The sequence below is a fragment of the Streptomyces sp. NPDC047130 genome (assembly GCF_040643475.1).
Classification (GTDB): Bacteria; Actinomycetota; Actinomycetes; order Streptomycetales; family Streptomycetaceae; genus Streptomyces.
The window spans coordinates 18,087-32,966 of the sequence record NZ_JBEYUK010000022.1 but is presented as its reverse complement, the minus strand read 5'-3'; the positions used below and the strand labels follow the sequence as shown (position 1 = coordinate 32,966).

At 73.2% G+C, this 14,880-nt stretch carries 10 protein-coding genes; 3 read left to right on the top strand and 7 right to left on the bottom strand.

The features are described 5' to 3' along the window. Positions 1 to 19: 19 nt before the first annotated feature. Both ABZ836_RS23370 and ABZ836_RS23365 read right to left on the bottom strand, forming a co-directional pair. On the bottom strand, positions 20 to 1,744 hold the full coding sequence (locus ABZ836_RS23370; protein WP_361145045.1) for a serine hydrolase: 1,725 nt from the start codon (positions 1,742 to 1,744) through the stop codon (positions 20 to 22). A 237-nt stretch (positions 1,745 to 1,981) separates the two neighbouring features. Further along, the gene (locus tag ABZ836_RS23365) at positions 1,982 to 4,357 is read right to left on the bottom strand and encodes a lamin tail domain-containing protein (protein ID WP_361145163.1); all 2,376 of its coding nucleotides are present in this window, start codon (positions 4,355 to 4,357) and stop codon (positions 1,982 to 1,984) included. 332 nt (positions 4,358 to 4,689) lie between these two features. On the opposite strand from ABZ836_RS23365, the gene ABZ836_RS23360 reads away from it, so the two are divergent. Then, on the top strand, positions 4,690 to 5,904 hold the full coding sequence (locus ABZ836_RS23360; protein ID WP_361145042.1) for a cytochrome P450: 1,215 nt from the start codon (positions 4,690 to 4,692) through the stop codon (positions 5,902 to 5,904). A 55-nt stretch (positions 5,905 to 5,959) separates the two neighbouring features. Here the strand turns inward: ABZ836_RS23360 and ABZ836_RS23355 are convergent, their stop codons facing one another. The 3 genes from ABZ836_RS23355 to ABZ836_RS23345 all read right to left on the bottom strand — a co-directional run bounded on the left by ABZ836_RS23355 (position 5,960) and on the right by ABZ836_RS23345 (position 9,789). Beyond that, a complete protein-coding gene (locus ABZ836_RS23355; protein WP_356133127.1) occupies positions 5,960 to 7,234 on the bottom strand; it encodes a peptidoglycan DD-metalloendopeptidase family protein in 1,275 nt (424 codons plus the stop codon). A 213-nt stretch (positions 7,235 to 7,447) separates the two neighbouring features. Then, positions 7,448 to 7,657, bottom strand: coding sequence for a YbdD/YjiX family protein (locus tag ABZ836_RS23350; protein ID WP_361145040.1), 210 nt, complete (start codon positions 7,655 to 7,657; stop codon positions 7,448 to 7,450). Then, the gene (locus ABZ836_RS23345) at positions 7,657 to 9,789 is read right to left on the bottom strand and encodes a carbon starvation CstA family protein (protein ID WP_361145037.1); all 2,133 of its coding nucleotides are present in this window, start codon (positions 9,787 to 9,789) and stop codon (positions 7,657 to 7,659) included. Before ABZ836_RS23345 ends, ABZ836_RS23350 begins: the two co-directional genes overlap by 1 nt. A 520-nt stretch (positions 9,790 to 10,309) precedes the next feature. Here ABZ836_RS23345 and ABZ836_RS23340 point away from each other — a divergent pair. Next, positions 10,310 to 11,101: an SGNH/GDSL hydrolase family protein gene (locus tag ABZ836_RS23340; RefSeq protein WP_356133132.1), complete on the top strand. Its 792-nt coding sequence runs from the start codon at positions 10,310 to 10,312 to the stop codon at positions 11,099 to 11,101. Positions 11,102 to 11,248: 147 nt separating this feature from the next. Here ABZ836_RS23340 and ABZ836_RS23335 read toward each other — a convergent pair whose 3' ends face one another. Beyond that, positions 11,249 to 12,142, bottom strand: coding sequence for an endonuclease/exonuclease/phosphatase family protein (locus ABZ836_RS23335; RefSeq protein WP_356133134.1), 894 nt, complete (start codon positions 12,140 to 12,142; stop codon positions 11,249 to 11,251). 99 nt (positions 12,143 to 12,241) lie between these two features. Next, complete coding sequence (locus ABZ836_RS23330) at positions 12,242 to 13,288, bottom strand: questin oxidase family protein (protein WP_361145034.1); 1,047 nt, start codon at positions 13,286 to 13,288, stop codon at positions 12,242 to 12,244. Positions 13,289 to 13,488: 200 nt separating this feature from the next. Here ABZ836_RS23330 and ABZ836_RS23325 point away from each other — a divergent pair, with 200 nt between their 5' ends. Next, a complete protein-coding gene (locus ABZ836_RS23325; protein ID WP_361145031.1) occupies positions 13,489 to 14,793 on the top strand; it encodes an alpha/beta fold hydrolase in 1,305 nt (434 codons plus the stop codon). Positions 14,794 to 14,880 lie beyond the last annotated feature (87 nt).

Here is a 14,880-nt window from a genome sequence, read left to right as displayed (position 1 = left end):
GGTCTTCCCCGCCGCGCGATCAGTCCCGTTCCCGCGTCCACCCGTCGGCGCTCACCCGGGCCAGGTCGGCCGGCCGGGCGTCGGCGTACAGCAGGGAGTTCCCGGCCGTGACCTTCTGCGCGCCCACGTAGACGCCGCGGCCCACGTAGCGCGCGTCGGTGGTGTACCGCCAGCGCACGACCGTGGAGCGGGCGGACGGCAGATCGGCGGCGAAGCGGTGCCAGAGGCGGCCGTTGAACCCCGACACCCGGCCGTCGGCGCGTTCGACGTCCTCCCCGCGCGGGGCGCGGGTGGTGAACGGCAGCGGGTTCCAGGTGGCGCCGGCGTCCGTGGAGACCTCGGCGCGCAGCACGTCCCAGGTCGCCTCGGTGTCCCACCACAGGTCGCCGGTGAGCCGCGCGCCCGCCGAGGTGTCGAGGGCGGGCAGCGTCAGCACGGACGTCGAGGCCGTGGCCATACCGCCGAACCACGCGGCGTTCCCGTGCGCCGGCCGCACCGGGACCGCGCGCGCCATCCGCTCGCCCGCCGCCTGCCGGGGCGCCGACCCGGAACGCCAGGTGCGCACCGGGTGCACCGAGTTGCCCAGCAGGATCAGGAACGAGTCCGTCGTGGGGTCGAGCACGATGCAGGTGCCGGTGAACCCGGTGTGCCCGGCGGTGCGCGGGGTGGCCATGGCGCCCATGTACCAGCGCTGGTCCAGCTCGAAGCCCAGCCCGTGGCTGTTGCCGGGGAACGCGGTGTTGAAGTCGGTGAACAGCAGCTCCACCGACTCCTCCGACAGCACCCGGACCCGTCCGTACACGCCCCCGTTCAGGAGCGTCCGGGCCAGCACCGCCAGGTCCCAGGCGCAGGAGAAGACACCGGCGTGACCGGCCACGCCGCCCATCGCGAAGGCGTTCTCGTCGTGCACCTCGCCCCACACCAGGCCCCGGTCGAGACCCGCCCACGGCGGCCGGGAGACCTCGGTCGCGGCGATCCGCGGCCGCCAGTCGGCGGGCGGGTTGTAGCGGGTGCGGGTCAGTCCCAGCGGGCCGGTGACCTCCTCCGCGAGCAGCACGTCCAGCGGCCTGCCGGTGACCCGCTCCAGCACCAGCTGGAGGGTGATCAGACTGAGGTCCGAGTACCGGTAGACGGTCCCCGGCGGGTCGGTCGGCGTCACCGCCCACAGCGCCTTCAGCATCGACTCGCGGTCGGGGTGCCGGTAGAGGGCGATCCAGGCGGGCATGCCCGAGGTGTGGGTGAGCAGGTGACGGATGGTGACGTCCTGCTTGCCGCCGCCCGCGAACTCCGGGACGTAGCGCGCGGCGGGCGCCTCCAGCTCGATCCGGCCCCGCTCGATCTGCTGCACGACCAGCAGCGAGGTGAAGAGCTTGGAGAGGGAGGCCAGGTCGTGGACGGTGTCCGGGGTGGCGTCGATCTGCTCCTCGGGCGGGAACTCCACGGCCTCACCGGTGGCCGCGTCGTAGTCGGCGTACCGGACCGCCTTGCCGACCGCGGTCTCCAGCGCGACCGTGCCGCCGCGGCCGGCGAGGACCACGGCGCCGGACCAGTAGGGGCGGGTGGGGGAGGGGCCGAGGTACCGCTCGGCCACCGCGGTGATCTCCGCGAGGCGGCCCTCGAGGAGCCCGGCCCGGGCGGCGGAACCACGCCGCAGCGTCGGCCGGCGGGAGGCCGTGCCCGCCGCCGCGTCGTCCTTCCCGCCGCCGGCCGCCGAGGCCGTGCCACCTCCCAGGGGCGCCACCACCACCGCACCTCCCAGGGCCAGGGCCCCTGCTCCGAACCCGCGTCTGCTGATCCATCTGCGCTGCACAGGACCTCCGAAAGAATCTTTCACCACGACCCTCGGGCGCTGAAACCTTCCTTCTGTGTCCGTGAGCTGTCAATAGGGCGTGCCGCGGGGCCGGTGGGGCCGGGGGAATACGGCCGCGGCCCGCCCGGAGGAGTCCGGACGGGCCGCGGCGCGCAGGGGCCGAGCCGGTGCCTACTTGCGGCCCTTCTTGACGTCGATGCGCACGATCTGCGGGTCGTGGTCGCTCGCCTGGTCGGCGAACTCCGCGTTCAGGTGCACGATGTCGTAGTCGTAGGCGACCACCGACGGGCTGACCAGGGTCTGGTCCAGCGTCTGCGAGTTGCCGTCGAAGACGTACGTGTAGCGCTCCTCCTCCGGCAGCGTGTTCACCAGCGGCGTCAGCAGGGAGCCGTCGCCGGTCATGATCTCCGTGGTCCTCGAGAACTGGAAGTCGTTGATGTCGCCGAGGACGACCACCTTCGCCTTCGGGTCGGCCTCCAGCAGCTCCGCGACGAACGCCCGGACCTCCTCCGCCTGCTGGTGGCGCTGCGTCTCCGAGGAGCGGGAGGGCTCCTGGTAGCGGCCGTGCAGCGGGGCGTCGCCGCCCTTGGAGGCGAAGTGGTTGGCGATCACGAAGACCCGCTCGCCGTGGAACTTGAACTCGCCGACCAGCGGCTTGCGGCTGTTCGCCCAGGCGGCGCTCGCCGGGGCGATGCGGCCCGGGGAGACGCTGAGCGCGGCGCCCTTGCGGGTGTCGACGACCTCGGTGGCGGTGGTCGCGTCGCCGCCGGGACGGTCGGTGAACGCGATGCGCTCCTCGTTCAGGAGGAACACCTGACGGATGTTGCCGCCGGGCTCACCGCCGTCGGCCTTGTCCTCGGGGGCGACGTAGCGCCAGGTGTAGCGCGGGCCGCCGGCCGCGACGATCGCGTCGGTGAAGCGGGTCAGGGTCTGCTCGGAGGTGACCGTGCCGTCGTCCGTGGCGCCGTTGTCGTCCTGGATCTCCTCCAGCGCGACGACGTCCGGGGCGGCCAGGTTGACCGCGATGCCCTCGGCCAGGCGGTCGAACTTCTCCTGCGGGTCCAGCGCGTCGAGGTTCTCCACGTTGTACGTGGCGATCGCCAGCTCCTTGCCGAGCTGCGGGCGGGTCACCTCGCGCTCCAGTCCGCCGGAGACGTGCGCGCCCAGGGTGGTGGCCATCAGGGTGTAGCCGCCGTAGGAGTCGTAGTCCAGCGGGCCGGTGGTGGCACCCTCCAGCTCGTCGCCGACGTTGGCCTCCGGGACCTCGGGGCCGAGCGACTCGACCTTGACGCGGCCGGAGTTCTGGCCGTCGTAGCCCAGGTAGACCGTGCCGCCGCGCACCGAGGGGTTCTCCTCGGGCTTGGCGGTGACCCACACCTCGGCGTACTCGGTGGTCGCGCCGACGACCCGGGCGTCGTTCACCTGGACCCGCATGCCCTCGGCGGACTCGAAGAAGTCCAGGGCGTACACGGCCGGCTCGAGCGGCAGGTTCTCGATGGAGCCGCCGCCGGCCTCCGGGGTGTAGTCGTCGGGCAGGTTGGCCGGGCCGAGCACGATCGGCGCCGGCAGCGCGTTGCCGGAGGAGACCACCGAGGTCTTCGGACCGGAGATCTGGGTGATCGACTGGGTGGTGCTGCTCGGCGCGTACTCGGCGACCTTGCCGCTGACCAGCACGCTGTCGCCCGTCCGCACGGCGGGGGCGGCGGAGCCGGTGTAGACGAAGACCGCCTCGCTGGTGCGGGCGTCGGCGTCGGCCTGCGGGTCCTGGATCCAGAAGCCCCTGGAGCCGGTGTCGCGCACGCCGATCACGATGCCGGGCACGTTGGTGACCGTGGCGCCGGTCATCGGCGAACGGCGGGTGGTGCCCTGGATGTCGTGGACGCGGACGGCGCCGGGCTCGCCCGGACCGCCCGGCTCCTCGCCGCCGCCACCGGTGCCCGGCGTCTGGCCCGCGGCGTTGACCGGGGTGGGCGAACCGGCCGTGAGGTCGGCGGAGTTGTCGTCGGTGTCCGCCAGCGAGGCGGCGCGGGCCACCGAGGCGGTGTTGGAGGCGCCCGTGACCGGGCTGCCCTCGCGGACCGCGGCGGTGCCGAAGCCGACCAGGTCGACGATGCGTTCGTCGGCCGCGCACTCCGCGGCCGTCCGGCAGTCCAGTTCCTCCGTGCCGGCCACCAGGGCGACGGTGCCGCTCGTGCCGCTCATGGCGATCGAACCGGAGGCGTCGGGGGCGGGCAGGGCCGTCGTGCCGCCGGCGCCCTGCGCCTGGGCGATCAGGTAACGGCCGCCGGGGGCTATGGAACCGGCGATCCGGGTGATGCTCCAGCGCGAGGTGGCCGAGGGGGAGCCCGGCAGGTACTGGACGCTGTAGCCGGACAGGTCGACCGCCGTCGAGCCGGCGTTGCCCAGCTCGACGAAGTCCCGGGTGAGCGTGGCGCCGGAGTTGCCGCCGCCGCCGTACACCTCGGCGATCACCGCGCCGCCGGAGGGCGTCGCGAAGGCCTGCGGCAGCGGGGTCAACACGAAGGCGCCGGCCGCTCCCGTCGCCATGAAGGCCTGCGCGGCATGGCGCCAACGCGCTCTCTTGTCACCGGACTTGGGCACGATTCGAACTCCTCGGAAGGAACCCGCCGCGAAGAGCCGCGAACGGGCGGAAATGACACAACGGGAAAGTCGACTCAAGTTACGCGCGTAGAAATCGTGCTGCCAAGAGGTAGCGCGTTAATTTTCTGGTATCGCGGGATGAACTGTAGCCGGGGAGGCCACCACCCGGCAGCGGGGGCCGCCACCGGCGTGAACGGCCGTTCGCACCCTGGCCGGACCGGGAGCCGTGTCGTAGCGTACGGCTCCCGGAAGGCCCGACGGCGTGGGAGGTGCGCGCGATGCGCGGCAACAGGGCGGTGGCCGGAGCACGGAAGATCTCGCGGCCGGGGGCGCGCGCGGAACCGGCGGCGGACGCCTGCCCCGTGGGCCGGGGGCCCGACGGCGTCTGGCGGGTGACGGGTGTCCAGGAGGCGCGCGCGGTCCTGCGGTCCCACGACACCGTGCAGGCCGGTCTCGGCGTCGAGACCACGGAGAAGCTGCCCTCGTTCTACCGCCGCCCGGTCCTCTACCGGGACGGCCCGGAGCACCGCGAGGACCGGCGGCAGACCGCCCGGTTCTTCACGCCCCGCCGGGTGGGCGAGCACTACCGGCCGGTCATGGAACGCGTCGCCGAAGCCCAGTTGACGCGGCTGCGCACGGCCGGCGAGGCCGACCTCACCCACCTCGCCTTCCGCCTCGCCATCGCGGTGGCCGCCGAGGTGATCGGGCTGACCGACTCCCGTCCCGGCATCCAGCGGCGGCTGGAGGCGTTCTTCCCCGACCGGCCGTTCGGCAGGGCCGGCTTCACCAGCGCCGAAGGACTGCGGACGCTCGCCCGCCAGAACCGCAACTGGCTGCGCATCTACGCCGGCGACGTGCGCCCCGCCGTCCGGGCCCGGCGCCACCGGCGGCGCGACGACCTGATCTCCCACCTCCTCGACGAGGGCTGCTCGGCAGGGGAGATCCTCGGCGAGTGCATCACCTTCGCCGCCGCCGGCATGGTCACCACCCGCGAGTTCGTCTCCGTGGCCGCCTGGCACCTGTTCACCGACGCCGACCTGCTGGCCGTCTACCGCGCCGCCGAGGAGCCGGAACGGCTGGCGCTGCTGCGGGAGATCCTGCGCCTGGAGCCGGTGATAGCGACCCTCCGGCGCCGGGCCACCGCGGACCTGGAACTCGGCGGCGCGGCGCGGATCCCGGCGGGCGCGGTGGTGGAGATCGACGTCGAGGCGGCCAACCTGGACGCTCGCGCGGTGGGGCCCGACCCGGAACGCGTCCGCCCCGCCCGGGCCGGGCAGGTGGCCCGGGGCGCGGACGCGCCGCCGGTGCTCTCGTTCGGCGACGGGCCGCACCGCTGTCCCGGAGCGGACATCGCGGTGCTGGAGGCCGACGTCTTCCTCCGCCGCCTCTTCGCCGAGCCCGGCGTGCGGATGCGCACCGCTCCCCGGGTCTCCTTCCAGCCCGCCCTGGGCAGTTACGAACTGCGGGAGTTCCACGTGGAGATCGCGGACTGACGCGCACGGTCCCGCCTCCCCCGTGGCGTGGGTGGCGGGACCGCCGGAACCGGCGTCAGCAGGTGCCGTTGACCGCCCCGTTGTACCCCGTCCACAGGTACGCGTCGGAGATCCAGGTGCCGTCGCTCAGCCGGTTCCACAGCGAGGTGGAGCCGAAACGGCCCTGGTGCGTGGTGCCGTTGCGTGAGCAGGAGACGGTGACGAACGCCCCGTCGGCCACCGAGCCGACCACCGCGTACCCGGTGCCGGGGCCGGACCGCTTGTTCACCGAGCCGCCGCCGTTGGCGTCCACGATGCCCTGGTTCAGGCCCATGGCGCCGTAGTTGTGGAGGGTGGAGCCGTTGTTGCGGACCGTCGAGCCGTGCATCGCGTAGCCCTGGTACCAGCCGGTCGCGTAGAAGACCCAGCCGCCGAGACCGTGGTCGGCGATCGGCACGTACGCGTTGTTCTGGCGCAGTCCGAAGTGCACGTGGCGCCCGCTCGCGGAACCGCCGCAGGCCACGTTGGTGCCGGTGTACCCGAGGAAGGTGCCCTGGGAGACGGCGGCCCCGTCCGCGTTGACGTGCCCGGTGAGGTGGTAGTAGTCGGAGGCGTAGCCGCGGTCGTGGACGACCCGGACGAAGCCGGAACACAGGGTGTAGGCGGCGCCCGCGCGGGTGGCCCGGACGGCCTGGTCGCCGCCGGCGAAGTCCACGGAACTGTACGGGCCGCTGGCTCCGTCCCACTGGTGCGGACCGCCGGTCATCGTCCAGGCGGCGCCGGTGGACCAGGGGAGCGCCATGCCGGTTCGGTAGTCGCCGTTGGCCAGCGGCCGCACGAAGTCGGCGGGGGAGAGGTCGCCGGCGGCGGCGTCCGCGGCGGCGGTGGGGGAGGCGGTGGTCTCGGCGGAGGCGGCGTTCTCGGCGGTGTCGGCGTTCTCGGCGGTGTCGGCGGAGGCGAAGAGTTTCTTCTCCTCGGCGGTCACCACCGGCGAGTCGGCGGCCAGGCGGGCGAAGCCGGGCTCGCCGTCGAAGGCGACCTTCCAGTCGCCGCCCTCCGCCCGGGCCACGAAGATCGCGCCGGTGGGAGCGGCTCCCTCCTTCTTCGGCGCCGTCACGACGGCGGTCCCGAAGGCCCAGGTGCCGCCCTTCTCGCGGTTGACCCGGACCAGGGTCCGGTCGGCGGTGGCGGCGCGGCCGGCGAGAGCGGCCTGGCCGAGGAGCTTGTCGGTCACCGCCTCGGTGACCGTGGAGCGGGGTGCGGCCTGTGCGGTTCCGGGTATCGCGAGTCCGGCGGAGGCCAGCGCGAGGACGGCGGTCAGGAACCCCGCCGCGCGTCTGCGATGGAACACGACGTCTCTCCCTACGTCAGGTGGGGGTGGTGCGCCCGGAGGGCCTACCGAGGGTAGGAAGCCGGAACTCCGTCGTCCAGACCGCGACTCCGCCTGCGCTTACGGCAACAGGCTTTATCGGCACGCCAGTCGGGCTTGCTGCCCGCGAGCGGAGTCCGGGAACGCCGAGGGCCCGCCGCACCGGGGTGCGACGGGCCCTGTGGGGCGGGAGGGTCAGCAGCAGCGGCCGCCCTCGCGCGGATCGGCGTCACGCCGGTCCACACGGCGGTTCTCGAACTCCCGCCGGGACAGCACCCGGACATGGGGGTCGTGCGAGCGGGCGTGGGCCACGTAGCGGTCGTACGCGTGCTCGCCGTTGAGCTCGCGCACGTACCACCAGGCGCGGGAGCCCGCCCGCCGCAGCATCCCCAGGGCGGCGGCCATCACTCGGCCCCGGCGCCGACCAGCTCCTTCTCGTCCGACTGCGGCTTGCGCAGGGAGAAGGAAGGAACCACCATCTCGGACTTCACGTACGGGTCCTCCTGGAGCGGCAGCTTGCTCTTCCCGCGCAGGTGCGCCACCGACACGCACACGCAGGAGAAGAAGACCACCAGGGTCAGACCGGCGAAGACCGCCATCAGGGTGCCGGTCACCGTCGAGTTGGTGATGACCGTCGACATCTGCTCCAGGCTCTTCGCCGGGGCGAGGACCTCACCGGCCTCCAGGGCGTCCGCGTAGGCGGAGCGCTGGGCCCAGAAACCGATCTTCGGGTTGTCGGAGAACAGCTTCTGGTAGCTGGCGGTCATGGTCACGGCGAGCGCCCAGGCGAGCGGAACCGCGGTGACCCAGGCCCACTTCAGGCGACCCGACTTGATCAGCAGCGTGGTGGAGATGGTCAGCGCGATCGAGGCCAGCAACTGGTTGGCGATGCCGAAGAGCGGGTAGAGCTGGTTGATTCCGCCCAGCGGGTCGCTGACGCCGACCCACAGGAAGTAGCCCCAGCTGAGGACGACGACCGCGGAGCAGAACCAGATGGCCGGCTTCCAGTTCTTGTCACGGAAGCGCGGGACCACGTTGCCGATGGTGTCCTGCAGCATGAAGCGGCCCACCCGGGTCGCGGCGTCCACCGCGGTCAGGATGAAGAGCGCCTCGAACATGAGGGCGAAGTGGTACCAGAAGGACATCATTCCGGTGGAGCCGAACGCCTCGGCCAGGACCACCGACATGCCGACCGCCAGGGTCGGGGCCCCGCCGGTGCGGGCGATCAGGCTCTCCTCGCCGACCTGGTCGGCGGCCTGCTGCAGCGCCTCGGGGGTGATGGTGAAACCGAAGTTCGCCACCGCCTGCGAGGCCGACTGGACGGTGTCGCCCAGCACGCCGGCCGGGGCGTTCATCGCGTAGTACAGGCCCGGGTCCAGGACGCAGGCGCAGACCAGCGCCATCACGGCGACGAAGGACTCCATCAGCATCGAGCCGTAGCCGATGGCCGCGACCTGGCTCTCCTTCTGGATCATCTTCGGCGTGGTGCCGGCCGAGATCAGGGAGTGGAAGCCGGACAGGGCGCCGCAGGCGATGGTGATGAAGGCGAACGGGAAGAGCGCGCCGGCGAAGACCGGGCCGGTCCCGCTGCTCGCGAACTCCGAGACGGCCGGGACGTTGACCTCCGGGTTGGCGACCAGCACACCCACGGCGAGCAGCACGACGGTGCCGATCTTCATGAAGGTCGACAGGTAGTCACGCGGGGCCAGCAGCATCCACACCGGCAGCACGGCGGCCACGAAGCCGTAGACCACCAGGCAGATCACCAGGGTCTTGGGGCTGAGGATGAACGCGTCCGCGAAGGAGGACTCGGCGACCCAGCGGCCGCCCATGATGGCCGCCAGCAGCAGCACCACACCGATCAGGCTGACCTCGGTGACCCGGCCGGGGCGCAGGAAGCGCAGGTAGCCGCCCATGAAGAGGGCGATCGGGATGGTCATGCCGATCGAGAACGTGCCCCACGCGGAGTGGGCGAGCGCCTGGACCACGACCAGGGCCAGAACGGCCAGGATGATGATCATGATCGCGAAGACCGCGATCAGTGCCGCGATGCCGCCGATCCGCCCGATCTCGTCGCGGGCCATCTGGCCGAGGGACTTGCCGTTGCGGCGGGTCGAGAAGAACAGCACGACCATGTCCTGGACCGCGCCGGCGAAGATCACGCCGACGATGATCCAGATGGTGCCGGGCAGGTAGCCCATCTGCGCCGCCAGCACGGGGCCCACCAGCGGACCGGCGCCGGCGATGGCGGCGAAGTGGTGGCCGAAAAGGACCCGCTTGTCCGTCGGGTGGTAGTCCACGCCGTCGTTGTGCCGCTCCGCCGGGGTCGCGCGCGTGTCGTCGACGCGGAGCACCTTGCGGGCGATGAAGCGGGCGTAGAACCGCTGGGCGATCAGGTAGGAGCCGACCGCCGCGGCGACGATCCAGATGGCTGAAATCTTCTCACCGCGAGCGAGCGCGATGACTGTCCAACCGGTGGCGCCGAGGGCGGCCACCAGCAGCCATACGGCGATGCTGCGGGGACTGGTGCGGGACACGGTGACGTGCCTTTCGTTCGATACTTCCAGGCGCTTGCGCCGAGGTTAGCGAGGGTGACGCGCGTCTCGGGGGTGCTGTTACTGATCTCACTTTTCCTCGGGGAACTCGGCGGACGCCGACCTGACGACGGAGACAACCGGCCACCCGTAGAAGACACGGCGGTGGCCCGCGGCCGGTTCAGTCCGACCACGGGCCACCGGTGGGAAGGGGTGGAAGCGGCCGGCCCCCGCGGACCGTGCCCCCTGCCGGGCAGGTGTGCCGCGGCGGTCGGGGCGAGCGGCCCGGACCCACAGGGCCCCCCTGATCCACCCCCTGTCCTGCCGGCGCGGTGAGGAGGTCACCCCGCGTCCCGACGCCCTGGTGAACGCGTCGGAACGGTGGCCGACGGGGCGTCAGGGGGTGGCGGACGGACCGCCGTCGCTTGCGAATTATTGGCATGCACACTTCCGGTTGATGCGCGTAGCTGTCACAGTTCCCCCGTCTGTTCCGCCGTCTGTTCCGAACATGGAGAACCCCCCCATGAGACGTGTCCGTAGATCCTCACTCGTCAGCTCGTTCCTGCTCGCCGTGGCCCTGGTCCTCACCGGTGTCGGCCAGGCGCAGGCGGCCCCCACCTCCTACGTCGCCCTCGGTGACTCCTACGCCTCCGGTGTCGGGGCCGGCAGCTACCAGAGCGCCAGCGGCACCTGCAAGCGCAGCAACCTCGCCTACCCGCAGCTGTGGGCCAACGCCAACGCCTCCGCCGCCTTCTCCTTCATGGCGTGCTCCGGCGCGACCACCAGTTCGGTGCGCAGCACGCAGATGGGGCCGCTGACCACCGGAACGCAGCTCGTCTCGGTCACCGCCGGCGGCAACGACGCCGGGTTCGCGGACGTCATGCAGACCTGCGTCCTCGGCACCGACACGACCTGTCTCAACCGGATCAACACTGCGCGCTCGTACATCAGCAACACGCTGCCCGGGAACCTCAACGCCCTCTACGCCGACATCAGGAACCGCGCCCCGAACGCCCGTGTCGTCGTCCTCGGCTACCCCAAGTTCTACAACGTGGCGGCGATCTGCGCCGGGCTCTCGGACACCAAGCGGACCGCGATCAACTCGGCCTCCGACCTTCTGAACTCCACCATCTCCGGGCGCGCCGCGGCGTACGGCTTCCGCTTCGGCGACGTCCGCCCCTACTTCGCCGGACACGAGCTCTGCTCCGGCAGCTCCTGGCTGCACAGCCTCAGCGTCAACATCGGCGACTCCTACCACCCGAAGGCCGCGGGCCAGTCGGGCGGCTACCTCCCCGCGCTGAACGCCAACGACTGACCCCCTGCCGGAACTCGGGATCGGCGCCCGCGCGCCCGGCCGCGGCCCGGCGCGCGGAAGGCCCGCCGCACACGCGACGCGACGGGCCTCCGTGGCCGACGGAACGGCCGGCGTCCCGGTGCGAGCCCTCACGGGCCCGCACCGGGATCAGCGCCCCCGGCGCAGGGCCAGGTCCGCGACCACCGGCCGGTGGTCCGAGGCGAGCGTCTCCGGCACGGTGACCCGCTCGACGTCGACCGCGCCCCGGGAGACCGCGACGTAGTCGATCCTCGTCCGCGGGGTCGGTGCGGGATACGTCGGCGTCTCCACGCCGGCCGCCGCCGAGGCGTCGGCCAGGCGCTCCCAGAGCGGCCCCAGCTCCGGTGCCGTGGGGACGGCGTTGAAGTCGCCGGTGAGCACCTGGCGGGGACAGCGGCCGTGCGCGTCGCAGTCCTCGCCCATGATCCGCAGCGTGTCGGCGACCTGCGCCGCCCGCACCGACGGGTCGGCCCGGTAGTCGAGGTGCGTGGTGTAGACGTGCACCGGCACACCCCTCACCCGGATCCGCACCTCGGGGAAACCGGGAGCGGGAGCCGGGACCGGCTGCGCCTCCTGGGTGGAGAGCCGGGTGATGTCGTGGTTCTCGGCCGCCAGGATCGGGTACCGCGACAGGACCGCCACCCCGAACTCCCGGCGCGGGGCGTCCGCCGTCACCGGGTCGAGGCTGTATATCGGGGCGAAGTACACCTCCATGCCGAGTCTCGCGCCCAGTTCCGTCGCCAGGTCGCGCCAGGCGCTCCGGGCGCCCCAGTGGACGTCCACCTCCTGCAGGCCGACGACGTCCGCGTCCATCGCGCGGAGCTCCTCGACCTGCCGGTCCAGGTCGAAGACGTTGTCCGCCCCCGCGCCCGCGTGGATGTTGTACGAGGCGACCCGCAGCGGCACCGTCGCCGCCCCGGCCGGCGGGTCCGCGTACGCCCCCGCCGGAGCGGCACCGGGCAGCGCGAACGCCCCCAGCAGTCCCGCCGTGACCAGAAAACGTGCCGTACGACGACGCCGCATCACGCAGCCCCCTCAAGTCCGGTGCGGATCTTGGCACTTGCGCGCAGTACGGTACCGGCGCCGGGGAGCCGGGGGAACGCCGCCGCGCGGTGCGGAGCCTCAGTCGTCCTCGGGGTCGATCAGCCGCATCGCCTGCTCCACCGCGACCAGGGCGTCCTCGCTCCCGGTGCGGGCCGCCACGTCCAGCGCGGTGTCCGCCAGCTTGATGACGTGCTCGTCACCGTGCACGGCGGCGCGCGCGAAGTACTCCTCGACCGTGCCCGAGGCCCTCGGCACCGCCGCGGCGGGCGTCGCGTAGGCGGCGGTCACCGCCGCGGAGGCGGCCCACGCCGCCTCCACGCTCGGCACCCACAGCTCGCGCGGCAGGGCCGGAAGGGTGCGCAGCACGGCGTTCGGGGCGGTCACCGCGTGGACCAGCATCACCGCGTCGCCGTGGGCGTGGGCGGCGAACCGGGTGGTCGCCGCCGTCACCAGGTCCGTGAGCAGGACACGGGCGTCGTCCGGCCCGACGGGGGCGCGCAGCGCGCCGGTGGCGGCGGTCCAGCCCGCCGTCGACCCCAGCAGTGCCAGCCGCTCCCGGATGCCGCCCTCCTGCGCCGCCACCGGCGGCACCGCCTCCAGCGCCTCGGCGGGGGAGGCCGTGCCGGAGGGCCGGGACACCGCGGCCAGCGGCTGGTGACGGCCCGCCCAGTACGCCAGCCCGTGCGCGAGTTCGGCGGTCCGCACCGCGCCGTCACCGTCCTCCAGCAGAGCCCGGACCGCGTGCCCGACCCGGATCACCGGATGCGTCGCCCCCGCCGCGATCCCCGGCAGCAGCCGGGGCCACCAGCGCTCCAGCACCGTCCGCCACCCCTCCTCGGCGACGGCCCGGCCGAAGTACACCGTCCAGTCCGCGAGCCGGCGCGGGTCGCCCAGCGCCTCACGCCACCGGGCCTCGACGACCGGGTCCGTGGAGCGCGGCATGTCCTCCAGCTTGGCCAGCGCGTACCGCTCCAGCCAGCGGTGCGCGCCCGCCCCGTGCCCGTGCCGCACCAGCGCCTCCACCGCCATCGGCGCGTGGTTGGAGAGCCATCCCCGGCGCTCCGGCCCCGCCCGGTGGATCCGCTCCAGCGCCTCGTCCAGCACCCCGGCGTCCGTGCCCCGCATACGCGTCAACTCCCCTGCTCCCGACGGCTCCCCGCCACCGTACGAGGGCAGCGGGGGCGGCGGACACGGACCGCGGACCGGGTCCCGGCGGCCTGCGGACCTAGGCCCCGGGTCCCGGCGGCCCTCCGCCCCGCGACGAGGCGGACCGGGGGACTGTGCTGAACTGGGAGGACCTTCCTCCGACCGCCCCGGGAGATCCGTTGACCCTCCGCTACCGCCAGCCCGGCGTCGTCCTGACCGACCACCGCTTCACCGTGCCCCTCGACCACGCCGACCCCGGTGGCGAGACCATCGAGCTGTACGCCCGCGAGGTCGTGGCGAGCGACAAGGCGGACCAGGACCTGCCCTGGCTGCTGTACCTGCAGGGCGGCCCGGGCATGCCCGCCCACCGCTTCGTCGGACGGCAGGCCTGGCTGGACCGGGCGCTGCGCGAGTTCCGGGTGCTGTTCCTGGACCAGCGGGGCACCGGAGCCTCCACCCCGGCCAACCGGCAGACGCTTCCCCTGCGCGGCGGCCCGGCGGAGCAGGCCCGGTACCTCACCCACTTCCGCGCCGACTCCATCGTCCGCGACTGCGAGGCGATCCGGCCCCTGCTCACCGGCGGCGCGCCCTGGACGGTGCTCGGCCAGAGCTTCGGCGGCTTCTGCACCGTCACCTACCTCTCCCTCGCCCCCGAAGGACTGGCCGCCGCCCTGATCACCGGCGGGCTGCCCTCCCTCACCGCGCGCGCCGACGAGGTGTACCGCGCCGCCTATCCGCGCATGGAGCGCAAGGTCGCCGCCCACTACGCCCGCTACCCCCAGGACGTCGAACGGGTCCGCCGGATCGCCGAGCACCTGCTGCGCCACGAGGTCGAACTGCCCGGCGGACACCGGCTCACCGCCGAGGCGTTCCAGTCCCTCGGCGCCCTGCTCGGCTCCGGGGACGGCAGCCACCGGCTCCACTTCCTGCTGGAGGACGCCTTCGTCCTCCCCACGCCCGACGGGCTCCAGCTCTCCGACGCCTTCCTGGAACAGGTCCGGCAGACCCTCTCCTACGCGAGCCACCCGTTGTACGCGGTCCTCCACGAGGCCATCTACGCCCAGGACGCGCACCCCACCGGCTGGGCCGCCGAGCGGGTGCGCGCCGAGTTCCCGCAGTTCGACGCCGCCAAGGCGCTCGAGTCCGGAGAGGCCGTGCTCCTCACCGGCGAGACCGTGCACCCGTGGCTGTTCGACTGCGACCCGGCACTGCGCCCGCTGCGGGAGACCGCAGAACTGCTCGCCGCCCGCACCGACTGGACCCCGCTCTACGACCCGAGCCGGCTCGCCGCCAACGAGGTCCCGGTGGCGGCGGCGGTCTACCACGACGACCTGTACGTCGACACCGCGCACTCGCTGGAGACCGCGCGGGCCGTCCGGGGGCTGCGCACCTGGGTCACCGACGAGTTCGAGCACGACGGCGTCCGCGCGGGCGGGAACCGCGTCCTCGACCGGCTCCTCGCCCTGGTCCGCGACGAGGCCTGAGCGGGCACGGCGGCCCTCCCGCGCCGCGTTACCGCGCCGCGTGACCGCACCGCGTGACCGCGCCGCGCGGCACGCGGGAGGGCCGCC

Excerpts from the sequence above, each read along its gene's own strand:
- ABZ836_RS23360 (WP_361145042.1), top strand. The coding sequence starts at position 4,690 with ATGCGCGGCAACAGGGCGGTGGCCGGAGCACGGAAGATCTCGCGGCCG.
- ABZ836_RS23340 (WP_356133132.1), top strand. The coding sequence starts at position 10,310 with ATGAGACGTGTCCGTAGATCCTCACTCGTCAGCTCGTTCCTGCTCGCC.
- ABZ836_RS23335 (WP_356133134.1), bottom strand. The coding sequence starts at position 12,142 with ATGCGGCGTCGTCGTACGGCACGTTTTCTGGTCACGGCGGGACTGCTG.
- ABZ836_RS23365 (WP_361145163.1), bottom strand. The coding sequence starts at position 4,357 with ATGGCGACGGGAGCGGCCGGCGCCTTCGTGTTGACCCCGCTGCCGCAG.
- ABZ836_RS23330 (WP_361145034.1), bottom strand. The coding sequence starts at position 13,288 with ATGCGGGGCACGGACGCCGGGGTGCTGGACGAGGCGCTGGAGCGGATC.
- ABZ836_RS23350 (WP_361145040.1), bottom strand. The coding sequence starts at position 7,657 with ATGGCCGCCGCCCTGGGGATGCTGCGGCGGGCGGGCTCCCGCGCCTGG.